Origin of the sequence: Microvirga arsenatis, from assembly GCF_009910705.1 — a bacterium.
In the GTDB taxonomy this organism is placed as follows: Bacteria; Pseudomonadota; Alphaproteobacteria; order Rhizobiales; family Beijerinckiaceae; genus Microvirga; species Microvirga arsenatis.
The window spans coordinates 147,975-170,666 of record NZ_JAAAXJ010000005.1 but is presented as its reverse complement, the minus strand read 5'-3'; the positions used below and the strand labels follow the sequence as shown (position 1 = coordinate 170,666).

Below are 22,692 nucleotides of genomic sequence, written 5' to 3'. Positions count from 1 at the left end.
AAGTGGGTCCACTTTTGGATCCGATGCCTGAGACGAACGATTTGACCATCCTGGCCCAACCGCTTATCTCCCGCGATCATGAGCATCAGACCCCTCGTCATCCTTCCCGATCCCAAGCTCCGCGTGATCTCCGAGCCCATCAAGGAGATCACGGACGACGTTCGCCGGCTGGCCGACGACATGCTGGAGACCATGTACGACGCCCCCGGCGTGGGGCTCGCCGCCATTCAGATCGGCGTGCCGTTGCGCATGGTGACCATGGACGTGTCGAAGTCGGAGGAGGAGCGCCAGCCGATGGTGCTCATCAACCCCGAGATCACCTGGGCTTCCGAGGAGAAGCGGGTTTACGAGGAGGGCTGCCTCTCGATCCCCGAATATTATGAGGAAGTCGAGCGCCCGGACCGGGTGCGCTTCCGCTACATGAACCTGCAGGGCGAGACCCTCGAGCAGGAGGCGGATGGCCTGCTCGCCACCTGCGTCCAGCACGAGATCGACCATTTGAACGGCGTTCTCTTCATCGACTATCTGTCGAAGCTCAAGCGCGACCGCGTCATCACCAAGTTCAAGAAGGCGGCCAGGCGCGAGGCCGGGGCATGAGCCTGCGCGTCGTCTTCATGGGCACGCCCGACTTCGCGGTGCCCACCCTTTCCGAGATCGTCGGCCAGGGCCACGACGTGGTGGCCGTCTACACCCGCCCGCCGGCGGCCGCCGGGCGCGGCATGGAGCTGAAGCCCTCCCCGGTGCACACCATGGCCGATCGCTTCGGCCTGCCGGTACTGACGCCCAAGACCCTGCGCACGGAGGAGGCCGCCGAGATCTTCCGCAGCCACCAGGCCGATGTGGCCGTGGTCGTGGCCTACGGGATGCTGCTGCCGAAGGCGATCCTGGAGGCGCCGGAACTCGGCTGCCTCAACCTTCACGCCTCGCTGCTCCCCCGCTGGCGCGGCGCGGCTCCGATCCAGCGGGCCATCATGGCCGGCGACCGGGAAACCGGCGTTGCCGTCATGAAGATGGAAGAGGGTCTCGATACGGGGCCCGTGGCCATGGTCGAGAAGGTGGCGATCGCGCCCGACATGAACGCGGGCGAACTGCATGACAGGCTCATGGTGCTCGGCGCCGATCTCATGGTGCGGGCGCTGGCGGCCCTCTCCCGCGGCGGCTTGAGCTTCACGCCCCAGCCTGAAGAGGGCGTCACCTACGCCCACAAGATCAAGAACGAAGACGCCCTGATCGACTGGTCGAAGCCGGCACAGGCAGTGCACGACCACATCCGCGGGCTGTCTCCCTTTCCAGGCGCCTACTTCACCGCCGATTTCGGCAAGGGGCCGGAGCGGGTGAAGGTGCTGCGCGCCGCCTTGGGAGAAGGCTCAGGTTCTCCTGGGACTATGCTGGACAATAATGGTATAATATCCTGCGGCGACGGGGCTGTCCGTCTCATCCAGGTTCAACGAGCCGGCAAGGGGCCCGTCGCCTTCGAGGACTTCCTGCGCGGCGTGAGGATTGCTCCGGGCGCCCGCCTTGGATGAGGGCCGGCCATGACCATCCGACTGGAGGAATCCACCGACTGGCATACGATCTATTCGATCTATGCCGCCTCCTTCGGCCAGTCGGCGGAAGCCGACCTCGTGCGGAGCATGAACAGCGACGGGGATCTCATCCTGTCCCTGGTCGCCCATGCGGACGAGCCCGCAGGACACATCGCGTATTCCCACCTGGGCCTGCACGAAACCCCTGACGTTCGGGCCTGCGTGCTGGCCCCGCTGGCGGTCGTCCGCTCGTTCCAGAAGCGGGGGATCGGAACGGCCCTCGTCCGCCACAGCTTGAAGCAATTGGTGGAGGCGGGCTACGATCTCGTCGTCGTGCTGGGGGAGCCGGATTATTACGGCCGCTTCGGCTTCGACCCCAAGCTGGCGGAGCAGCTGAAAACGCCCTATGACGGACCTTATCTCCAGGCTCTTGCCCTGTCCGACAGGGGGAGAGCGGCGCACGGCCCCGTCTCCTACGCCCGGGCCTTTGCAGAACTGAAATAGACATGCCTCGCTACAAGCTGGTCGTCGAGTATGACGGCACGCCGTTCACCGGCTGGCAGCACCAGACGAACGGCCTCTCCGTCCAGCAGGCGGTGGAGGATGCCATTGCGCGCTTCGCCGGCGAGGCCGTGCGGGTTCACTGCGCCGGCCGCACCGACTCGGGCGTCCACGCCACCCACCAGGTGGTGCATGTGGACCTGGAGAAGGAGTGGCGCCCGGACACGGTGCGCGACGCCACCAACTCGCACCTGAGGCCTGCGCCCGTGGCGATCGTCTCGGCTCAGGTCGTGCCCGAGACGTTCAACGCGCGCCTGTCGGCGGTCAAGCGCCACTACGTCTATCGCATCCTCAACCGGCGTGCGCCGCCGACCCTCGACGCGAACCGGGTCTGGCACGTGGCCTGGAGTCTCGATGCGGATGTGATGCACGAGGCCGCGCAGCACCTCGTCGGCCGGCATGACTTCACCACGTTCCGGGCGGCCGAATGCCAGGCCAACAGCCCGATCCGCACCCTCGACCGCCTGGACGTGGAGCGGATCGGCGACGAGATCCGCATCTATGCCTCCGCCCGCTCGTTCCTGCACCATCAGGTGCGCTCGATGGCCGGCACGCTGGAACGGGCCGGCGCCGGGCGCTGGTCGGTGGAGGATGTACGGGCGGCGCTCGAGGCGCGTGACCGCAAGCGCTGCGGCCCGATGGCGCCGCCGACGGGCCTCTACCTGATCGGGGTCGATTATCCCGTCCTAGCCTAGAAGGCCCCGCATCGCGACTCCGACGACGGAGTTGAGCACGATCCCGAGCACGACGATGCCGAGCGCCGGCAGGCTCGAAAGGCCCAGCGTCGACTTGGTGGCGAACCATTGCAGCCGCACGATGACGACCGCGAAGGCGAGGCTGAAGAGGCTCGCAAGTCCCGGGGGAGCCCAGCCGAGGAGCATCAGCATGGCGGGCACCGAGAGCACCAGCATGCCGATGACGGAGATCCAGTTCGTCACGATCACGAAGGGCACATAGGCCTTCTCGAGGCGGAACCACCGCGCGACCCAGATCATGGCCAGCGGCAGGGCCACGAAGCCCGCCGCATGGCCCAGGGCCACAACGAGATCGATCCAGAGACTGTCGAGCAGGGAGCGGTCGGGCTGAAGCAGGCCGAGGCGCAGGCGCTCGAAGGCCAGGGACACGATATAGGCCGGAAGGGTCAGCCAGATCGCCATGAAGGAGCGCCAGAAGCCCCGCTCGCTCATGTCGAAAGCCTTGAGCCCCTCCGTCCTGCTGTTGAGCAGGTCCAGGGTTCCCCTGAACGAGCGGTTGACCTCATCCGCCGTGACGATCATGAGCAGCCTCTTCGTGGAAGATGATTGCTCACGAAAATGGACGGAGGCTCCAAAACGTTCCGGAGGATTTCCGACTTTAGTCTAAATAGTCAGGCTTCCGTTCAAGCCGAGGCAGCGAAATAGGCCTCCAGGACCTTGCGGTAAATCGTTGCCAGCCGGTCCAGATCGGCGACTTCGACCCGTTCGTCGACCTGGTGCATGGTCTGGCCCACGAGGCCGAACTCCACGACGGGGCAATACTTCACAATGAAGCGAGCATCCGAGGTGCCGCCCGTCGTGGACAGCTTCGGCTCCCAGCCCGTCTCGGCCTTGATGGCGTCGGCGATGAAGCCCACGAAGGCGTTGGGCGGGGTGAGGAAGGCGACCGCATTGGTCGGCTCCATCGTCAGGGTGTAGCGCACGGTGTTGCCCGCCGCCTCGCGCAGGCGGCGCTCGACCTCCTCCTCCAGGCTGTGAGGGGTCCAGAGGTCGTTGAAGCGGATGTTGAAGGTCGCCCGCGCCTGGGCCGGGATCACGTTGGAGGCCGGATTGCCCACGTCGACGCTCGTCACCTCCAGGTTCGAGGCGTCGAAATGCTCCGTGCCGTGGTCGAGCGGCTCGCTCAGGAGGCCGGAGAGAAGGCGCAGCAGGCCCGGGATGGGGTTCTCCGCCAGGTGCGGATAGGCCACATGCCCCTGCTTGCCCTCGACGACGACGCGCCCCGTGAGCGACCCGCGCCGGCCGATCTTGATCATGTCGCCGAGCCGGTTCGGATTCGTCGGCTCGCCGAGGATGCAGTGGTCGAAGCGCTCGCCGCGGCCCTTGGCCCATTCGAGAAGCTTGACCGTGCCGTTGACGGCGGGCCCCTCCTCGTCTCCCGTGATCAGGAAGCCGATGGAGCCCTTGAAATCGGGATTGGCGCGGATGAAGTCGAGCGCCGCCGCCATCATGCAGGCGATGCCGCCCTTCATGTCGACGGCGCCGCGCCCGTAGAGTTCGCCGTCATGGACCTCGCCGCTGAACGGGCCGTAGGTCCAGCGGCTCGTATCGCCCGGCGGCACCACGTCGGTGTGGCCGGCGAAGAGCAGATAGGGCTCGCCCGAGCCGTAGCGGGCATAGAGGTTTTCCACGTCCGGCGTGCCCGGTTCCGAGAACACCGGACGATGGACCTCGAACCCCGCCTCCTTCAGCACGCCCTCGATGAAGGCGAGCGCCCCGCCCTCCTCCGGCGTCACGGAGGGGCAGCGCAGGAGGGATTGGGCGAGGAAGAGGGGTGAGGTTTCCATCGGATCAGTCGCGGAGCAGCTCGTTGATGCCGGTCTTGGCCCGCGTCTGCGCATCGACGCGCTTCACGATGACGGCGCAGTAAAGCGACGGGCCGGGCGAGCCGTCCGGCAGGGGCTTGCCGGGGAGCGAGCCGGGCACCACCACGGAATAGGGCGGCACGCGGCCCACAAAAACCTCGCCGGTGGTGCGGTCGACGATCTTGGTGGAGGCCGAGATGAAGACGCCCATGGAGAGCACCGAGCCCTCGCCCACGACCACGCCCTCCACCACCTCGGAGCGGGCGCCGATGAAGCAGTTGTCCTCGATGATGGTGGGATTGGCCTGCAGCGGCTCCAGCACGCCGCCGATGCCGACGCCGCCGGAGAGATGCACGTTCTTGCCGATCTGGGCGCAGGAGCCGACCGTCGCCCAGGTATCGACCATGGTGTTCTCGTCCACATAGGCGCCGAGATTGACGAAGGAGGGCATCAGCACCACGCCGGGCGCGATATAGGCGCCCCGGCGCACGGTGCAGTTCGGCACGGCGCGGAAGCCGGCTGACCGGAAGCGGTTCTCGCCCCAGCCGGCGAACTTGGACGGCACCTTGTCCCACCAGGTCGCCTCGCCGGGTCCGCCGCCGATGACCTCCATGTCGTTGAGGCGGAAGGAGAGCAGCACGGCCTTCTTGAGCCACTGATGCACCTGCCACTCGCCGCCGGTCTTCTCGGCGACGCGGGCTCGGCCTGAGTCGAGAAGGTTCATCGCCTCCTCCACGGCTTCGCGCACGGCGCCCGTCGTGGAGGGGCTCACATTGGCCCGGTCCTCCCAGGCGGCGTCGATGGTGCGGGCGAGATCGGTGCTGGACATGGGCAACTCGGGGCAAAGGGTTCGTTGCCGCCTGATTAGCAACGGCGCGGGGGCCTGTCACGTCATCATCTGCTCGGTACGCGACGCAAATCCTCCCAGGTCATGGCCGGGCTCGTCCCGGCCATCCCGATGCGGCCAAGCGCGGCGCTCCGAACAATCGGGATCACCGGCACAGTGCCGGTGATGACGACGGAGGCATCAGAGCCGCCTCAGAACGATGTGCGCTGGCGGATGGCAGCCGAGAGCGTGCCCTCGTCGAGATAATCGAGCTCGCCGCCGACCGGCACGCCGTGAGCAAGCTTCGTCACCTTGATGGGCAGATGCGCAAGCAGCTCGGTGATGTAATGGGCCGTGGTCTGCCCATCGACCGTGGCGTTGAGGGCCAGGATCACCTCCGTCACGCCGGGCTCCGACACACGGGCGACGAGGCGCTCCAGGTTCAGGTGCTCGGGGCGCACGCCGTCGAGCGGCGAGAGCACGCCGCCGAGCACGTGGTACTTGGCGTTGACGGCGCCGGAGCGCTCCAGCGCCCAGAGATCGGACACGTCCTCCACCACGACGAGGATGGAGGGATCGCGCTTGGCATCCCGGCAGATCGTGCAGGGATCGGCCGTGTCCACGTTGCCGCAGGACGAGCACACGACGATGCGCTCGTTGGCGATGCGCATGGCATCGCTCAGCGGGTTGAGCAGCGTCTCGCGCTTCTTGATGAGATGGAGCGCCGCGCGCCGCGCCGAGCGGGGACCGAGGCCCGGCAGGCGGGCCAGGAGCTGGATCAGGCGCTCGATCTCGGGGCCGGCAACGTGCTGGGCCATTCAAGTAACTCAGAACAGCTTCAGGCCGGGAGGCAGCGGCAGGCCCCGGGTGATGCTTTCCATCCGCTCCTGGGCGGCGCGCTCGGCCTTGCCCCGCGCATCGTTCATGGCGGCCACGATGAGATCCTCGAGGATCTCCTTCTCGTCCGGGTTCATGAGCGATGGGTCGATGGTGATGGATTTCAGGCTGCCCTTGCCGGTCACCTTCACGGTCACCACGCCGCCACCGGCCGTGCCGTCGACTTCCAGCGTGTCGAGCTCGGCCTGCGCATCCTGCAGCTTCTGCTGCATGGCCTGAGCCTGCTTCATCAGTCCCATGAGGTCCTTCATGGCCGTATCCTTCGCTTAGAACAGATCGTCGTCTTGCTCGGTCTCGTGCGCCGCCGCCGCATCCTCCTCGCCGAGGATCTCGGTTTCCGCATCCTCGCCTGCCTTCTCGGAACGCTCGATGACGTTCACGATCTGCGCGCCGGGGAACCTGGAGAGCACCGCCTGCACGAGCGGATGGTTGGCCGCCCCCGCCTTGCGCTCGCGCTCTGCGGCCAGGGCCTTCTCATGCAGGGTCGGCTCGCCCTCCTCCGAGGAGAGGGCCACCATCCAGCGCTCCCCGGTCCATTGCTGGAGGGCGCGGGTGAGGTCGTTGGCGATGGTGCGGCTGCCGGTCTCGGTGAGGCTGAGCTCGATGCGGCCCTCCTCGAAGCGCACGAGGCGCACGTCGCGTTCGAGCTGCGATTTCAGCACGATCTCGCGCTTCTCGCCGGCGAGCGCCACCACGTCCTCGAAGCGACGCAGGCGCATGGTCGGCTCTGCAGGAGCCGGTTGCGAGCGCGGCTGCGGCTCGGCCTGCGAGGTCGCGAGCGCCATGGTGCCGGAGGTGGCAGGCCCGGAGGGGCGCGAGGGAGCCGGCGCCGGGCCGCCCGCAGGCAGCGAAGCCCCGTCCTTCAGGGCGCGCAGCGCTTCGTCGGGCGTCGGCAGGTCGGCGGCATAGGCGAGGCGCACGAGCACCATCTCCGCCGCCGCGATGGGACGGTTCGAAGCCTGGACCTCGGGGATGCCCTTGAGCAGGATCTGCCAGGCGCGCGACAGGGTGCGCACGGAGAGCTTCCCGGCATAGTCCAGGCCGCGGGTGCGCTCGATCTCGGAGAGGGCCGGATCCTTGGCCGCTTCCGGGATCAGCTTGAGGCGGGTGACCACGTGGGAGAAGGCGGCGAGGTCGGAGAGGATCACAGCGGGGTCGGCGCCTGCATCGTACTGCGCGCGAAGCCCCGCGAAGGCCGCCGGAACGTCGCCCTTCATCACGGCCTCGAAGAGGTCGATGACCTGGCTGCGGTCGGCGAGCCCCAGCATGTCGCGCACGGTCTCGGGCGTGACCACGCCGGCACCATGGGCGATGGCCTGATCCATGAGCGACAGGGAATCGCGCGCCGAGCCCTCCGCCGCGCGGGCGATGGCGGCCAGCGCTTCGGGATCCGCCTTGACGCCCTCGGCCGCGCAGATGCGGGAGAGATGGGCCACGAGCTTGTCTGCCTCGATGCGGCGCAGGTCGAAGCGCTGGCAGCGGGACAGGATCGTGACCGGGACCTTGCGGATCTCGGTGGTGGCGAAGATGAATTTCGCGTGCGGCGGCGGCTCCTCAAGCGTCTTCAGGAAGGCGTTGAACGCCTTCTCCGAGAGCATGTGGACCTCGTCGATGATGTAGACCTTGTAACGGGCCGAGACCGGCGAGTAGCGGATGCCGTCGATGATCTGGCGAACGTCGTCGATGCCTGTGTGGGAGGCGGCGTCCATCTCCAGCACGTCCACGTGCCGCGATTCCATGATGGCTTCGCAATGGACGCCAAGCTCCGGCATGTGGATGGTCGGAGCCCCGGAGCCGTCGGGCTTCTGGTAGTTGAGGCCGCGGGCCAGGATGCGGGCCGTGGTGGTCTTGCCGACGCCGCGGACGCCGGTGAGCATCCAGGCCTGCGGGATGCGGCCGGTCTCGAAGGCGTTCGAGAGGGTGCGGACCATCGCCTCCTGGCCGATCAGGTCGTCGAAGGTGCGCGGACGGTACTTTCGGGCAAGGACGCGGTAGGGGGAGGCCGGCGCAGCGGGTGCAGGCGCGGCGGGGAAGCCCGGCAGGGCCGGCTCGTCGTTCAGGGGCGTGCCGGCTGTGGTATCGTCCATCGACTGCAAGGCTTTGGAGAATCTTTGAGGTGGGAGGCTGGACGAAGACCCGTTCGGTCTCGTTAGGGCTGCTTCCTTCCGGACCTGACCCGGTTGGCGAGTGAGACGTCCCTCGCCAACCTCCCACCGGCTATATGAGGGCATCGGCCCGGAAACGCAAGTTGGAAACACTTATCCAAAGGCCGTCATCCCGGGGCTGCATCTTCTTCCCTCCCCCTTGCGGGGAGGGATCGAGGGTAGGGGTCGGAGGGTCGGTGCGCCTTACTCGATCCAGAGGGCATGAAGGCGGCTACAGCACCTGACCTGTTTCAATGCTCACCCGGTCGCACCACCCCCACCCCTGCCCCTCCCCGCAAGGGGGAGGGAGAAGAGTGCTCCGCTTCGTCCAGGATGACGAACCAGGGCTGCTGACACGGTGCCGCAGGCTCGGTTACATAGCCCCATGACATTCCAGCTCGATTCCCGGCTCGAAGCCGACACGATCCCCGTCGGCGACCTCGCCCTCTCCTCGGTCCTGCTCCTGAACGATGCCCGCTTCCCCTGGTTCGTGCTGGTGCCCCGCATCGCGGGGGTGAGCGAGATCACCGACCTCACGGAGGAACAGGCCGCCCAGCTGATGCAGGAGATCCGCATCGCCACCAAGGTGATGCTGGAGCTCTCCAAGCCCGACAAGGTGAACGTGGGCGCGCTCGGCAACATCGTGACCCAGCTCCATGTCCACGTGATCGGGCGCTTCCGCTCCGACCCGGCCTGGCCCGGCCCCGTCTGGGGGCACGGAACCCGGACGCCCTACCCTCCCCACGCGGCAAGCGCCCTGATCGAGCGCGCCGCCACCCTTTTCGCGGCGGCCTGATCCATGACCCGACCCATCGGCTACATCACGAACCCGCTCGTCCGCCACAGCGCGGAGCGGGACCCGGAGGCGCTCGCCAAGGCCGCGCAGGATCCGCGAGCCGCCATGGTGATCCTGGCGGGCGATCTGCCGATCCTGCAGGCGGGGGAGCCGGGGACGAGCCTCCTGCCTCACGGGGCGCTGGGGCGCCTTCCCGCCCATCGGGAACAGGTGCTTCTCGGCACCCTGGACGACCGCCCGGTGGTCGCGACCCTTGCGCCTCCCGAGGCGGCCGAGCTGTTTCAGGACGATCCGGCCTTCGCCGCCGTCGACCTGCGCTCCATCGCCGTGCGCGGCCTGGTGCCGCCGGAGGAGCTCGGGATGCTCGCCATGGCGAAGTCCCTGCTCGACTGGCACCGCCGCCATCGCTTCTGCGCCAATTGCGGCGCACCGACCGAGGCCGCCCAGGCCGGCTTCCGCCGCGACTGCGCCGCCTGCAATGCGCAGCATTTCCCGCGCACCGATCCGGTCGTCATCATGCTGGTGACCCGCGGCGACAGATGCCTGATGGGCCGCCAGCCGCGCTTCCCGGAAAAGATGTATTCCTGCCTCGCGGGCTTCCTGGAGCCGGGCGAGACCATCGAGGATGCGGTGCGCCGGGAGACCTTCGAGGAGGCCGGAATCCGGGTGGGCGCAGTGCGCTATCTCGCCTCCCAGCCTTGGCCCTTCCCGGCGAACATCATGATCGGCTGCCAGGCCGAGGCGCTGACCGACGAGATCGCCTTCGACGGGGAGGAACTGGAGGACGCCCGCTGGTTCACGAAGGACGACATCAGGCGCATGCTGGAGGGCGCCCACGACCGCTTCCTGGCCCCCGCCCCGATCGCCATCGCGAACCTCCTGCTGCGGGAGTGGGTGAAGGAATAGGAGACCTCTCGCTCGAGGCGTCATCCCGGGCGCCGCAGGCGATCCGTCCAGGATGACACTGTTGCTTGGCATGTCACAGATCCAGCACCTTCGGGCCCGCAGCGGGTGCTGCGAGCCGTCAGGTGAGATCGAGGGTGGCGTGTCGTGCAGCCCGGCTCGATGGATAATGGTGGAAGGTGAAGAGCCGAACTGCTCGTCACGCGCGGTTCTTTTCAGGCGGACCTGGAACAGGCCAGGATCGGCCTCCCGCGACCACAGGATTGCGAGACCTGCGGCGGGACCGCGCCCCGTCCCGCATCTGCGACGCCTCGCGAGCGCGCCCCTCACCGGACGAGGATGTCCGTAGCTATAGCCGAGCTTAGAGCAACTGTCAAGAACAAAGTAAGAACATTGCACATCCCCGCACCTTGCCCTCTCCCCGCAGCGGGAGAGGGTGGCCTGCGCAGCAGGCCGGGAGAGGGGCCGTGCTCACGCGAAGAACTCCCCCTCTCCCGGCTCGCTCCGCTCGCCACCCTCCCCCGCAAAGGGGGGAGGGTAGTCCGTGCCCTTTCCTGCACGCGATCCCGGCTCGCCTTCGGCGTCCGGGATGTCAGGCCGGTGGAGCAGGTTCAACCCTTCGCGGCGAGTTCGAACCGGTAGGCGACCTCGGTGACGATCTGACCGCGCAGGTCGAAGGACTGCTCGGGCCCGGCCGTGCCGCCCAAGGCCTCGTAGAAACGGCGAGCCCCGAGGTTGTCCTTCAGGACCCACAGGCCGACAGAGCGAAAGCCTTGATGCGTCAAGTGATCGAACACGCCGTGCATCAGCCGACGACCGATGCCCTGCCGCTTGATCCTGTCGAGCAGATAGATCGCATAAATTTCGGCCTCGGTCCCGAGAAGCCGGGCTTCCTTGTTGCGGATTGGTCCACCTCGAATGAAGCCGACGATCTCGCCGTCATCCGTTTCAGCCACGAGGAGCCTGGCCCGAGGTTCCGGCTCAGCCAGAGCCCTTTGCCACATCCGCATCCGCTCTTCGACGGAGAGGCCTGCAAGAGCCTCAGGGCTGAGAAAATCCTTGTAGGATTCGCGCCAGCCCTGGACATGGGCCTTGGCGATCCCCTCGATGTCGCTCTCGCGCCCTTCGCGAACCCGGATCGTCACTCCGCCGCTTCCCCCATCTTCTCCCGGAACGGATCGGCCGGGTAGACGCCCAGAATGCGCAATTCGCGGGAGAAGAATTCCAGCTCCTCCAGGGCGCGCCTGAGGCCCGGCTCCTCCGGGTGGCCGTCGACCTCGGCATAGAACTGGGTCGCCAAAAACTCGCCTTCGAGCATGTAGCTCTCGAGCTTCGTCATGTTGATGCCGTTGGTGGCGAAGCCGCCCAGCGCCTTGTAGAGGGCGGCCGGCAGGTTGCGGACGCGGAAGACGAAGGAGGTCACGGTGGGCCCCTGCCCGGCCGGCGCCCATTGCGGCGTCCTGGACAGGATCACGAAGCGGGTGGTGTTGTGCGCCTCGTCCTCCACGTTCTCCGCCAGAATCTTCAGGCCGTAGATGTCGGCCGCCATGCGCGGCGAGAGCGACGCGCGGGTCGGGTCCTTCCATTCCGCCACCTCGCGCGCGGAGCCCGCGGTGTCGCCCGCCACATGGGCTTTCAAGCCCAGCTTGCGGATGATCTTGCGGCACTGCCCCAGCGCATGGACATGGCTGTAGACGTCCCTGATCGTGCCGAGATCGGCTCCGGGGATCGCCATCAGGTGAAAGTGGATCGGCAGGAAGTGCTCGCCGACGATGTGCAGGCCCGAGGTCGGCAGGAGGTGATGGATGTCGGCCACGCGGCCGGCGATGGAGTTCTCGATCGGGATCATGCCGAGATCCGCCGATCCCTCGTTCACCGCCGCGAAGGCGTCCTCGAAGGTCGGGCACGGCAGAACCTCCCAGTCGGGCCGCGCCTGCACGCAGGCGGTGTGCGAGTTGGCGCCCAGCTCTCCCTGGAACGAGATGATCTTCTTCATGATGTCCTCCTGGCCGCAATGATCGCACGCGCCCTTTCCAGATCGTGGGGGGTGTCGACGCCCAGCGGCACGTCGTCGACCACGACGGCATCGATGCGCATGCCGGCTTCGAGGGCCCTCAGCTGCTCCAGCTTCTCGCGGATCTCCAGGGGCGAAGGCTTGAGGCCGACGAAACGCTGCAGCGCGCGGCGGCGATAGGCGTAGAGGCCGATGTGATGGTAGAGCGGGCCATCGCCGTAAGGGGCCGTCGCCCGCGTGAAGTAGAGCGCCCGGAAGCGGCCTGGGGAGACCTGGCTCCCCACCATCTTCACCACGTTGGGATTGGTCTTCTCCTCGTCCCGCTCGATCACCGCCACGAGGGTCGCAAGATCGACGGACGAGTCGGACAGCGGGGCAATGGAGGCGGCGATGGCGGCGGGATCCACCGTCGGCAGATCGCCCTGCACGTTCACCACCACGTCGTGGCGCCCCTCGGAGTCGAGCTTTTCCACAGCCTCGAAGATGCGGTCGGAGCCGGAGGCGTGGTCGGCCCGGGTCATCACGGCCCGCCCGCCGGCCCGGACGACGGCCTCCGCGATCTCGGGCGCGTCGGTGGCGACCGCCACCGGGCCGATCCCCGCCTCCACGGCCCGGCGCCACACATGCACGATCATGGGCTCGCCCGCGATGTCGGCCAGCGGCTTGTTCGGCAGGCGGGTCGCGGCCAGGCGGGCGGGAATGAGCACGAGGGGATCGGACATGACGCGGCCTTCGACGGAAAAAGCTGCGCGGTCCTTAGCAAGGGAGGGACCATTTGTCATGGGTCGAGAGCCCCGCCGCACGGGACCTTCGCCGGGCCCTCGACGTTGCAGTGCCGAACTGCGACGACGAGAACGGCGAAAAGTCCTGGGAACCCCATTGTCAAAACCCCATGACTACGGCTAAGCAACGCCCCGTCGCGGGCGTCTGTCCGCGGATCCGTTCTGCTGCGCTGGTTTCGCCGGTTATCCGAAGGCGAGGAGAGCCTCACTCATGAATATCGAGACGAACAAGATTGCGGGCGCCGTTTTCGGTTCGCTCCTCTTCGTGGTCGGCGTCAACGTCATCGCCGGCGGCCTGTTTTCTCCCAAGAAGCCTGCCGTTCCCGGCTACGACCTGCCAGCTCCCGAGGAAGCCGCCGCCGGTGCCGGCGCTCCTGCCGCCGCGGCCGAGCCGCTGCCGGTCCTCCTCGCCAAGGCCGACCCGGCCAAGGGCCAGGCTGCGGCCAAGAAGTGCGCCTCCTGCCACACCTTCGAGAACGGCGGCGCCAACAAGGTCGGCCCGAACCTCTACGGCGTGGTCGGGCGTCCCGTCGCCTCCCATGCGGGCTTCAACTATTCGGGCGCCCTGAAGGGCAAGGGCGGCGAGTGGAATTACGAGTTCCTGAACGCCTTCATCCAGAACCCCAAGCAGGCGGTGCCCGGCACCATCATGGCCTTCGCCGGCATCGGCCAGGCCCAGGAGCGCGCCGACCTCCTCGCCTATCTGCGCACCCTGTCCGACAGCCCCGTCCCGCTGCCGGCCTCGCAGTAAGCGGTTCTACCCGCATGCCATTTCTCCAGAAAGCCGGGCCTTCGGGCCCGGCTTTTCTTTTAGCCAGTCCCGCCTTTCAGGCGTTGTCCCTTGCGCTCGCCCCCGGGTGCACAAAAATGTACCTGACAGCAGACGCCTCATCGTTCGGGAGACGCCTTTGATCCGCCTTGTCCTGCCAAGCCTCCTGGCTGCCTGCCTCGCCCTCACGCCTCTCGCAGCCCAGGAAGCCCCGTGGCGGCACGGCGCGGCCCTGCTCGACGAGCCCAAATACCCGGCCGGGTTCAAGCATTTCGACTATGTGAACCCGAATGCCCCCAAGGGCGGGCTGGTGCGCCTGGGGGCGCAAGGCACCTTCGACAGCTTCAACATCGTGGTGGCCGGCGTGAAGGGAGCCCCCGAGCAGGGCCTGGGGCTGATCTACGAAACCCTCACCACCTCCGCCCTCGACGAGCCGAGCGCGGCCTATGGGCTCCTGGCGGAGGCGTTCTCCTATCCGGAGGATTTCTCCTCCGTCACCTTCCGCCTGCGCCCCGAGGCGCGCTGGCACGACGGCAAGCCGGTGACGGTGGAGGACGTGATCTTCTCCTTCGAGACGCTCAAGACCAACAGCCCGACCTATGCCTTCTACTACGCCAACGTCACGAAGGCCGAGAAGGTGGCCGAGCGCGAGGTGAGGTTCACCTTCGACGAGAAGGGCAACCGCGAGCTGCCGCAGATCATGGGCCAGCTCACCGTGCTGCCGAAGCACTGGTGGGAGGGCACGGCGCCGGACGGGCGCAAGCGCGACATCACGCAGACCACCCTCGAGCCGCCCCTGGGCTCGGGCCCCTATCGTCTCAAGAGCTTCGAGGCCGGCCGCAACGCCGTGTACGAGCGCGTGAAGGATTACTGGGGCGAGACCCTCAACGTGAATGTGGGTCAGAACAACTTCGACGAGATCCGCTACGAATACTACCGCGACGCCACGGTGCTGCTGGAGGCTTTCAAGGGCGACCGCATCGACTTCCGCTCCGAGAACAGCGCCCGCAACTGGGCGACGGGCTACGACTTTCCGGCCCGGCAGGAAGGCCGCGTGGTGCTCGAGGAATTCCCGTACCGCGCGACGGGCGTGATGCAGGCCTTCGTACTGAACCTCAGGCGCGACAAGTTTCAGGACCAGCGCGTCCGCAGGGCGTTCAATCTCGCCTTTCCGTTCGAGGAATTGAACAAGACGATCTTCTACGGCCTCTATGAGCGGCCTTCGAGCTATTTCCACGGGCTGGAGCTCGCGTCATCGGGACTGCCCGAGGGCAAGGAGCTGGAGATCCTCCAATCCGTTCGGGACAAGGTTCCGCCTGCGGTCTTCACCGCGCCCTACAGGAACCCGGTCAACGACTCGCCGGAAGCCACCCGCAACAACCTGCGCGAGGCGGATCGCCTCCTCAAGGAAGCTGGCTGGGAGGTGAAGAACGGCCGGCGCGTCAATGCCAAGGGCGAGGTCTTCAGCGTCGAGCTTCTCAGCAGCAGCCCCAACGACGAGCGCGTCTTCCTGCCCTATGCGGACGTTCTCAAGCGTCTCGGCATCGTCGCCACGGTGCGCACCGTGGACGATGTTCAATACACCAACCGGACCCGGTCCTTCGACTTCGACATCACCACCGGCCTCTGGCCTCAATCCCTGTCTCCCGGGAACGAACAGCGTGAATTCTGGGGCTCGCAGGCCGCGAACCGCGAGGGCTCGCGCAATCTTGCCGGAATCGCGAATCCGGCGGTCGATGCCCTGATCGAGAAGGTCGTCTTCGCGAAGGACCGCGAGGAACTCGTGGCCGCCACGAAGGCCCTCGACCGGGTCCTGCTCGCCCACGACTACGTCGTCCCGCAATGGACGTCGCTCAAGCAGCGCACCGCCCGCTGGGACCGCTACAGCCATCCCGAAACCATGCCGCGCTACGGCGGCGCCGCCTTCCCGACGGTCTGGTGGCATGACCAGGCCAAGGCCGCCAAGACCGGAGCGCCGCGATGAGACGGATCAGCCGCCGCAGCGTCCTGAAGACGGGGGCGGCCGCAGCCGCTCTTTCGGCTCTGCCACGGCTTGCTCCGGCGCAGGGAACCGAGACGGAAACGCATGGCCTCTCGAGCTTCGGAGACCTGAAGTACGGGCCCGACTTCAAGCATTTCGACTTCGTGAATCCTGCGGCTCCCAAAGGCGGCACGCTCGCGGTCCAGATCAAGCAGACCATCGGCAACCAGAACTTCGACACCTTCAACACCCTCAACATCTTCGTGCTGAAGGGCGACGGCGCGGCCGGGATGAGCCTGACCTTCGACAGCCTCATGACGGCCTCCGGCGAGCGGATCGGCGTTCTGGGCGACGAGCCCGATGCTGTCTATGGACTCGCCGCCAGGAGCGTCCGTGTGTCGGAAGACAAGCTGACCTACCGTTTTCTCCTGCGTCCGGAAGCACGCTTCCATGACGGATCGCGGCTGACGGCAAGGGATGCGGCCTTCTCCCTGAATATCCTGAAGACGAAGGGGCACCCGCTCTTCAGCCAACTGCTCACGCAGATGGCCTCGGCCGAGGCGGAATCCGACGAGATCCTGCGCGTGCAGCTCACGCCCCAGCGCAGCCGCGACCTGCATCTCGTCATCGCGGGCCTGCCGATCCTGTCCGAGCGCTATTGGCAGGGAAGGGATTTCGAGGCATCGACCCTGGAGGCGCCGCTCGGCTCCGGACCCTACAAGGTCAGCCATTTCGAGCAGGGCCGCTTCATCGAGTTCGAGCGCGTGCCGGATTACTGGGGCAAGGATCTCCCGGTGAATGTCGGGCAAAACAACTTCGACCGCATTCGCTACGAATATTTCCGCGACAGAACCGTCGCCTTCGAAGCCTTCAAGAACGGCACCCTCAGCTACAACGAGGAATACACGTCCCGCATCTGGTCCACCGGCTACGACTTTCCTGCCATTCGCGAAGGCCGCGTCAAGAAGGAAGAGATCTCAAGCGACGCCCCCGCGACCATCCAGGGCTGGTACTTCAACACGCGGCGGGAGGCTTTCAAGGATCCGCGCATTCGCGAAGCCATCGGCCTCGTCTTCGACTTCGAATGGACGAACGCCAACATCATGTTCGGCCTGTTCAAGCGAACGACCTCGTTCTTCGAGAACAGCGACATGAAGGCCGTGGGCAAGCCCTCGCCGGAGGAGCTCGCGCTCCTGGAGCCGTTCCGCAGCAAGCTGCCCGCCTCCGTCTACGGCGAGCCCGTGACTCCGCCGGTCTCCGACGGCTCGGGACAGGACCGGCGTCTCCTGCGCCGGGCGGACGAACTCCTGCGCGAGGCCGGCTGCAGGCGCGAGGGAGGCGCGCTCAAGCTGCCGAACGGGCAGCCGTTCCGGATCGAGTTCCTGGACTTCCAGCCCTCGCTTCAGCCCCACACCCAGCCGTTCCAGGCCAACCTGAAGCGCCTCGGCATCGATGCCTTTTCGCGCATCGTCGATGCCGCCCAGTACCGGGCCCGGATGGACGCCTACGACTTCGACATGGCAAGCCGGAACCTGAGCGGATCTCCGACCCCGGGCGACAGCCTGCGTGTCATCTACGGCTCGGAATCGGGCAAGAGGCCCGGATCGCAGAACATCGCCGGCATCGACGATCCGGTGGTCGACGCCCTGATCGAGACGCTCGGCAATGCGAAGACGCGCCAGGAGCTCAACACCGCCTGCCGCGCTCTGGACCGGGTCCTCCGTTCAGGCCACTATTGGGTGCCAATGTGGTACAGGGCCAGCGAATGGCTCGCCTATTGGGACCAGTTCTCCCGCCCGGAGACGAAGCCGCGCTTCAGCTCGGGGGCGCCCTGGACCTGGTGGTACGATGCCGAGAAGGCCAAACGGATCGGGCGAGGGTAAGGTTTGGACACATCCGTGACGACACGCGCCGAGGCGGACATGCCCCGGCTGCTCCTGCGGCTGGAGGGCATCGCCCTCTTCCTCCTGGCCACCGCTGCCTTCGCCTATGCCGGCGCCTCCTGGTGGCTTTACCTCGTTCTTTTCTTGCTTCCTGACGTGAGCTTTGCGGGATATGCGGCCGGCCCGAGGGTCGGCGCCGCGGCCTACAATGCCCTTCACACCACCCTCGGCCCTGCGGTCCTGGCGGGGCTTGGTCTTTGGCTCGATCACTCTATGCTGCTGGGGATCGCCGCCACCTGGGCGGCGCATATCGGATTCGACCGCATGTTGGGATATGGCTTGAAATACGCGTCCGGCTTCCACGACACCCATCTCGGCCGCATCGGCCGCCAGCCCGCGGGCGCTTGATGCTGGCCTATATCGCGCGCCGCGTCCTCCTCATGATCCCCACCATCCTGGGGATCATGCTCATCTCCTTCGTGCTGGTGCAGTTTGCCCCGGGCGGTCCTGTCGAGCGCATCATCGCGCAGCTGCAGGGTCAGGACGCCGGCACCTCCTCGCGCATCTCGGGCGGGGGCGGCGACTTCTCCGGCGGCGGGCAGGCTCCCGGCGGCGCGGGAGCGGGAGACGCCTCCTCGTCCCGCTATCGCGGCGCGCAGGGCCTCGACCCGCAGTTCATCAAGCAGCTCGAGGCGCAGTTCGGCTTCGACAGGCCGGCCCACGAGCGTTTCCTGAAGATGCTGTGGGACTATGCGCGCTTCGACTTCGGCAAGAGCTATTTCCGCGACATTTCCGTTCTTGAGCTCATCAAGGAGAAGCTTCCCGTCTCGATCAGCCTCGGCCTCTGGATGACGCTCCTCTCCTATGCCATCTCGATTCCGCTCGGCATCAAGAAGGCGGTGCGCGACGGCTCGTCCTTCGACATCTGGACCTCGGCCGTGGTCATCGTCGGCTATGCGATCCCGGGCTTCCTCTTCGCGATCCTGCTGATCGTGCTCTTCGCCGGCGGCTCCTTCTGGCAGATCTTTCCCCTGCGCGGCCTCACCTCCGAGAACTGGGCCTTCATGCCCTGGCACATGCAGATCGCAGATTACTTCTGGCACCTCGTGCTGCCGATCACCGCCATGGCGCTCGGGGCGTTCGCCACCTCGACCCTGCTCACGAAGAACTCGTTTCTCGACGAGATCCGCAAGCAATATGTGCTCACCGCGCGCATGAAGGGCCTCTCCGAGCGGCAGGTGCTCTACGGCCACGTCTTCCGCAATGCGATGCTCATCGTGATCGCAGGCTTTCCCGGCGCCTTCATCAGCGCCTTCTTCGCCGGATCGCTCCTCATCGAGACGATCTTCTCCCTCGACGGCCTCGGCCTTCTCTCCTTCGAGTCCATCGTGAACCGCGATTATCCGGTGGTCTTCGCCAGCCTCTACATCTTCTCCCTGCTGGGACTGGCGGTGAACCTCGTCTCAGACCTCACCTATACCTGGATCGATCCGCGGATCGACTTCGAGACCCGGGAGGCGTGAGGTGAACGAGAACGTCCCCATCGTTTCCCCCGCCGCCTCGCCCGTGGCCCCGCCGCTGCCGAAGGAGGGCTTCATCAAGCTCTCCCCGCTCAACCGGCGGCGTCTCCAGAACTTCAAGGCCAACCGGCGCGGCTACTGGTCGTTCTGGATCTTCATGGTCCTGTTCGTCCTGAGCCTCTTCGCCGAGTTCATCGCCAACGACAGGCCGATCCTGGCCTCCTACAAGGGCGAGCTGCTCTATCCGGCCTTCGTGGACTACCCGGAGGAGAAGTTCGGCGGCTTCCTGGCGCAGACCGACTACCGCGATCCGGTGATCGCCAAGGAGATCCGGGACAACGGCTGGCTGCTCTGGGCGCCGGTCCGCTTCTCCTACAACACGCACAACCTCGACCTTCCCGTGCCGGCTCCCGCGCCGCCCACCTGGATGCTCACCGACGAGCAGTGCCGGCCGATCGCGGAGCGCAACGGCGGCACGGGCTGCAAGGACATCGAGTGGAACTGGCTCGGCACCGACGACCAGGGCCGTGACGTGGTCGCGCGCCTGATCTACGGCTTCCGCATCTCCGTGCTGTTCGGCCTGATTCTCGCCGGCATCTCGTCGATCATCGGCATCCTCGCCGGCGCCGTGCAGGGCTATTACGGCGGCTGGACGGATCTCCTGTTCCAGCGCTTCATCGAGATCTGGACCGCGATCCCCTCGCTCTACCTGCTCATCATCATCTCGGCCGTGATCACGCCGAGCTTCTTCGTGCTGCTGGGCATCCTGCTGCTCTTCTCCTGGGTGTCGCTGGTCGGTGTGGTGCGCGCCGAGTTCCTGCGTGCGCGCAACTTCGAATATGTGCGCGCCGCCCGTGCGCTGGGTCTCTCCAACGCCACCATCATGTTCAAGCACCTCCTGCCGAACGCGATGGTGGCGACGCTCACCTTCATGCCCTTCATCATCAACGGCTCGATCACCACGCTCACCTCCCTCGACTTCCTCGGCTTCGGCCTGCCGCCGGGCTCGCCGTCGCTGGGCGAGCTGCTGGCCCAGGGCAAGGCCAACCTCCAGGCGCCGTGGCTGGGACTCGCCGGCTTCTTCGTGATCGCGATCATGCTCAGCCTTCTCATCTTCATCGGCGAAGCGGTGCGCGACGCCTTCGATCCGCGGAAGACGTTCCGATGATCTTGTGTTACTGTGCTTCAGAGGTGCGATATGAATAAGATCATCAGGAAATACTATACGGTCGATAAGCTGCCGGAGGATCTCCGGGTATTATTGGATCCTTCAAAGCCTGTGACGCTAGTAATCGAACAAGAGGATGACCCTCCTCGGAAGGAAGCGGGAAGAGCATTCATGCGGTTCTATGGTGCCGCCAAGGAGCGCAAGACCTCTGTGACGAAAGCGGTTGAACGCATCCGCAATCTCAGGGATGAATGGGAATGACCCGTTGACCGCGATCAAGTCAGCCTACCTCGACGCGAACGCCGTCATTCGCTTCGTGGAAAGCGAAGATGACGGCTTGCTCTTCCTTTTCGAGCAGGCAGCTGCCGGTCTGCTCCAGTTGGTGACCAGCGAGCTTACCCTAGCCGAAGTTCTCGTCGGCCCGCTCAAAGATGGCGACCAGAAGCTGGCCGGCATCTATGAAGAGTTCCTTACAAGTGACGAGACTCTTGAGATCAGGCCGGTGGATCGGTCGGTTTTACGCCGCAGCGCCGAAATCCGAGCGACGCTCGGCAATAAAGGGCCCGATGCCATCCACATCGCGACGGCCCTTCTCACTGAGTGCAGCCTCTTTTTCTCGTCTGACCAACGGTTGAGATTGCCCGCAAATCTGAAGCAGATTGAGCTCACTCATATTCACGATACCAACGAATGGCTGTGACAGAACCCCTCCTCTCCGTGCAGGATCTCTCCGTCGCGTTCCGCCAGGGCGGGCGCGACATGCTGGCGGTCGACCGCGTGTCCTTCGACGTCATGCCAGGGGAGACGGTGGCGCTGGTGGGCGAGTCCGGCTCGGGCAAGTCGGTCACGGCGCTCTCAGCCCTCAAGCTCCTCCCCTACCCGTCCGCGCACCATCCCTCGGGCCGCGTCCTGTTCAAGGGCCGGGACCTGATCGCCGCGGACGAGAACGAGATGCGCAAGGTGCGCGGCAACGACATCACCATGGTGTTCCAGGAGCCGATGACCTCCCTCAACCCGCTCCACACCATCGAGCGGCAGGTCGGCGAGATCCTGAAGCTGCACAAGGGCCTCTCCGACCGCGAGGCGCGCGCCCGCACGCTCGAGCTGCTGCAGCTCGTGGGCATCCGCGAGGCCGAAAGCCGCCTCGGCGCCTATCCGCATCAGCTCTCCGGCGGCCAGCGCCAGCGCGTGATGATCGCCATGGCGCTTGCCAACGAGCCGGACCTCTTCATCGCCGACGAGCCCACCACGGCCCTGGACGTGACGGTGCAGGCGCAGATCCTCAAGCTGCTTGCCGGGCTGAAGAGCAGGCTCGGCATGTCCATGCTCTTCATCACCCACGATCTCGGCATCGTGAGGAAGATCGCCGACCGCGTCTGCGTGATGCTGCAAGGAAAGATCGTCGAGCAGGGAACGGTGGCGGAGGTCTTCGGCCGTCCGCAGCATCCCTACACGCAGCGACTTCTGGCAGCGGAGCCGAAGGGGCGCGCCAATTCCGTGCCGGCGGATGCGCCGACCGTCGTCGAGGCGGGTCCCATCAAGGTCTGGTTCCCGATCAAGCGCGGCTTCCTGCAGCGAACGGTCGGGCATGTGAAGGCCGTGGACGGGGTGTCCGTGCGCGTGCGGCGAGGCGAGACCGTGGGGGTCGTCGGCGAGTCCGGCTCCGGCAAGACGACGCTGGGGCTTGCGATCCTGCGCCTCGTGCGCTCGGAAGGCCCGGTCGTGTTCCTCGGCAACCGCATCGACGGCCTGCGCGCGCGGGACATCCGCCCGATGCGCAAGAACCTCCAGGTGGTGTTCCAGGACCCTTACGGCTCCCTCTCGCCGCGCATGTCGATCGCCGAGATCGTGGAGGAAGGGCTGCTCGTCCAGGACAAGGGCCTCACTTACGCGCAGCGCCGCGACGTGGTGGCGAGAGCCCTGCACGATGTGGGCCTCGATCCGGCCAGCATGGACCGCTACCCGCATGAATTCTCCGGCGGCCAGCGCCAGCGCATCGCCATTGCCCGCGCCATGGCGCTGGAGCCGCAATTCATCATGCTCGACGAGCCGACCTCGGCCCTCGACATGTCCGTGCAGGCGCAGATCGTGGAGCTGCTGCGCGACCTTCAGCGGCGGCGCGACCTCGCCTACATGTTCATCAGCCATGACCTCAAGGTCGTGCGCGCGCTGGCCAACCACGTGGTGGTGATGCAGAACGGCCGGATCGTCGAGGAGGGCTCCGCCGAGAGCATCTTCGCGGCGCCCCGGACGGATTACACGAAGGCCCTGTTCGCGGCGGCGTTCAACCTCGAGACGGCCGCTTCGGATGCCGTTCGGGAATAAGATTGTGACGGTCGGGCCTGGCGGGCTCACGGCCGTC

General features: G+C 66.4%; 24 protein-coding genes and 1 other RNA gene. 15 read left to right on the top strand and 10 right to left on the bottom strand.

The genetic code is table 11. From position 1 onward, the window contains the following. The first annotated feature begins 78 nt into the window (after positions 1 to 78). From def to truA, 4 genes are read left to right on the top strand one after another with little or no spacing between them, the layout of a single operon-like run. Complete coding sequence (gene def / locus GR303_RS11985) at positions 79 to 597, top strand: peptide deformylase (protein ID WP_161723453.1); 519 nt, start codon at positions 79 to 81, stop codon at positions 595 to 597. Beyond that, positions 594 to 1,526, top strand: a complete 933-nt coding sequence (gene fmt / locus GR303_RS11980; protein ID WP_161723452.1) for a methionyl-tRNA formyltransferase — start codon at positions 594 to 596, stop codon at positions 1,524 to 1,526. The genes def and fmt overlap by 4 nt, the downstream gene beginning before the upstream one ends. Before the next feature lie 9 nt (positions 1,527 to 1,535). After that, on the top strand, positions 1,536 to 2,030 hold the full coding sequence (locus GR303_RS11975) for a GNAT family N-acetyltransferase (RefSeq protein WP_161723451.1): 495 nt from the start codon (positions 1,536 to 1,538) through the stop codon (positions 2,028 to 2,030). 2 nt (positions 2,031 to 2,032) lie between these two features. Continuing rightward, the gene (gene truA, locus GR303_RS11970; protein WP_161723450.1) at positions 2,033 to 2,782 is read left to right on the top strand and encodes a tRNA pseudouridine(38-40) synthase TruA; all 750 of its coding nucleotides are present in this window, start codon (positions 2,033 to 2,035) and stop codon (positions 2,780 to 2,782) included. Here the strand turns inward: truA and GR303_RS11965 are convergent. The 7 genes from GR303_RS11965 to ffs form a co-directional block, all read right to left on the bottom strand. Then, positions 2,774 to 3,364, bottom strand: coding sequence for a hypothetical protein (locus GR303_RS11965; RefSeq protein WP_161723449.1), 591 nt, complete (start codon positions 3,362 to 3,364; stop codon positions 2,774 to 2,776). The two genes, truA and GR303_RS11965, sit on opposite strands and share 9 nt — an antisense overlap. Before the next feature lie 101 nt (positions 3,365 to 3,465). Next, entirely contained in the window at positions 3,466 to 4,629 is a 1,164-nt protein-coding gene (gene dapE / locus GR303_RS11960; protein ID WP_161723448.1) for a succinyl-diaminopimelate desuccinylase, read from the bottom strand. Positions 4,630 to 4,633: 4 nt separating this feature from the next. Continuing rightward, the gene (gene dapD, locus GR303_RS11955; protein WP_161723447.1) at positions 4,634 to 5,476 is read right to left on the bottom strand and encodes a 2,3,4,5-tetrahydropyridine-2,6-dicarboxylate N-succinyltransferase; all 843 of its coding nucleotides are present in this window, start codon (positions 5,474 to 5,476) and stop codon (positions 4,634 to 4,636) included. Positions 5,477 to 5,685: 209 nt separating this feature from the next. Continuing rightward, positions 5,686 to 6,291 carry a recombination mediator RecR gene (gene recR / locus GR303_RS11950; protein WP_161723446.1) on the bottom strand — a complete coding sequence of 202 codons (606 nt, stop codon included), beginning with the start codon at positions 6,289 to 6,291 and terminating at the stop codon, positions 5,686 to 5,688. A gap of 9 nt (positions 6,292 to 6,300) precedes the next feature. Further along, positions 6,301 to 6,621 carry a YbaB/EbfC family nucleoid-associated protein gene (locus GR303_RS11945; protein WP_161723445.1) on the bottom strand — a complete coding sequence of 107 codons (321 nt, stop codon included), beginning with the start codon at positions 6,619 to 6,621 and terminating at the stop codon, positions 6,301 to 6,303. A 15-nt stretch (positions 6,622 to 6,636) separates the two neighbouring features. Further along, positions 6,637 to 8,457 carry a DNA polymerase III subunit gamma/tau gene (locus GR303_RS11940; protein WP_161723444.1) on the bottom strand — a complete coding sequence of 607 codons (1,821 nt, stop codon included), beginning with the start codon at positions 8,455 to 8,457 and terminating at the stop codon, positions 6,637 to 6,639. A 28-nt stretch (positions 8,458 to 8,485) separates the two neighbouring features. Continuing rightward, an RNA gene (gene ffs / locus GR303_RS11935) (signal recognition particle sRNA small type) lies at positions 8,486 to 8,582 on the bottom strand. 317 nt (positions 8,583 to 8,899) lie between these two features. On the opposite strand from ffs, the gene GR303_RS11930 reads away from it, so the two are divergent. Then, positions 8,900 to 9,310 (top strand): HIT domain-containing protein, encoded by a 411-nt coding sequence (locus GR303_RS11930; RefSeq protein ID WP_161723443.1) that lies wholly within the window; start codon positions 8,900 to 8,902, stop codon positions 9,308 to 9,310. Positions 9,311 to 9,313: 3 nt separating this feature from the next. Then, the gene (nudC, locus tag GR303_RS11925) at positions 9,314 to 10,216 is read left to right on the top strand and encodes an NAD(+) diphosphatase (RefSeq protein WP_161723442.1); all 903 of its coding nucleotides are present in this window, start codon (positions 9,314 to 9,316) and stop codon (positions 10,214 to 10,216) included. 608 nt (positions 10,217 to 10,824) lie between these two features. On the opposite strand, the gene GR303_RS11920 is transcribed toward nudC, so the two are convergent. The 3 genes from GR303_RS11920 to GR303_RS11910 are packed head-to-tail and all read right to left on the bottom strand — an operon-like array spanning position 10,825 to position 12,949. Then, positions 10,825 to 11,358 (bottom strand): GNAT family N-acetyltransferase, encoded by a 534-nt coding sequence (locus GR303_RS11920; RefSeq protein WP_161723441.1) that lies wholly within the window; start codon positions 11,356 to 11,358, stop codon positions 10,825 to 10,827. Then, positions 11,355 to 12,209, bottom strand: coding sequence for a prephenate dehydratase (locus GR303_RS11915; protein ID WP_161723440.1), 855 nt, complete (start codon positions 12,207 to 12,209; stop codon positions 11,355 to 11,357). The genes GR303_RS11920 and GR303_RS11915 overlap by 4 nt, the downstream gene beginning before the upstream one ends. After that, positions 12,206 to 12,949 (bottom strand): 3-deoxy-manno-octulosonate cytidylyltransferase, encoded by a 744-nt coding sequence (locus GR303_RS11910; RefSeq protein WP_161723439.1) that lies wholly within the window; start codon positions 12,947 to 12,949, stop codon positions 12,206 to 12,208. The genes GR303_RS11915 and GR303_RS11910 overlap by 4 nt, the downstream gene beginning before the upstream one ends. Before the next feature lie 271 nt (positions 12,950 to 13,220). Here GR303_RS11910 and GR303_RS11905 point away from each other — a divergent pair, with 271 nt between their 5' ends. The 9 genes from GR303_RS11905 to GR303_RS11865 all read left to right on the top strand — a co-directional run bounded on the left by GR303_RS11905 (position 13,221) and on the right by GR303_RS11865 (position 22,655). Then, entirely contained in the window at positions 13,221 to 13,760 is a 540-nt protein-coding gene (locus GR303_RS11905; RefSeq protein WP_161723438.1) for a c-type cytochrome, read from the top strand. Between the two features lie 157 nt (positions 13,761 to 13,917). Then, complete coding sequence (locus tag GR303_RS11900; protein ID WP_161723437.1) at positions 13,918 to 15,762, top strand: extracellular solute-binding protein; 1,845 nt, start codon at positions 13,918 to 13,920, stop codon at positions 15,760 to 15,762. Further along, positions 15,759 to 17,642: an extracellular solute-binding protein gene (locus GR303_RS11895; RefSeq protein WP_161723436.1), complete on the top strand. Its 1,884-nt coding sequence runs from the start codon at positions 15,759 to 15,761 to the stop codon at positions 17,640 to 17,642. The genes GR303_RS11900 and GR303_RS11895 overlap by 4 nt, the downstream gene beginning before the upstream one ends. Before the next feature lie 15 nt (positions 17,643 to 17,657). After that, positions 17,658 to 18,050: a DUF4260 domain-containing protein gene (locus GR303_RS11890; protein WP_425487109.1), complete on the top strand. Its 393-nt coding sequence runs from the start codon at positions 17,658 to 17,660 to the stop codon at positions 18,048 to 18,050. Beyond that, positions 18,050 to 19,165 (top strand): microcin C ABC transporter permease YejB, encoded by a 1,116-nt coding sequence (locus GR303_RS11885; RefSeq protein ID WP_161723435.1) that lies wholly within the window; start codon positions 18,050 to 18,052, stop codon positions 19,163 to 19,165. Before GR303_RS11890 ends, GR303_RS11885 begins: the two co-directional genes overlap by 1 nt. 19 nt (positions 19,166 to 19,184) lie before the next feature. After that, a complete protein-coding gene (locus GR303_RS11880) occupies positions 19,185 to 20,330 on the top strand; it encodes an ABC transporter permease (RefSeq protein WP_343038456.1) in 1,146 nt (381 codons plus the stop codon). A 30-nt stretch (positions 20,331 to 20,360) separates the two neighbouring features. Beyond that, entirely contained in the window at positions 20,361 to 20,591 is a 231-nt protein-coding gene (locus tag GR303_RS11875) for a hypothetical protein (protein ID WP_161723433.1), read from the top strand. 4 nt (positions 20,592 to 20,595) lie between these two features. Further along, complete coding sequence (locus GR303_RS11870) at positions 20,596 to 21,030, top strand: type II toxin-antitoxin system VapC family toxin (protein WP_161723432.1); 435 nt, start codon at positions 20,596 to 20,598, stop codon at positions 21,028 to 21,030. Continuing rightward, the gene (locus tag GR303_RS11865) at positions 21,021 to 22,655 is read left to right on the top strand and encodes an ABC transporter ATP-binding protein (protein WP_201752024.1); all 1,635 of its coding nucleotides are present in this window, start codon (positions 21,021 to 21,023) and stop codon (positions 22,653 to 22,655) included. Before GR303_RS11870 ends, GR303_RS11865 begins: the two co-directional genes overlap by 10 nt. Positions 22,656 to 22,692 lie beyond the last annotated feature (37 nt).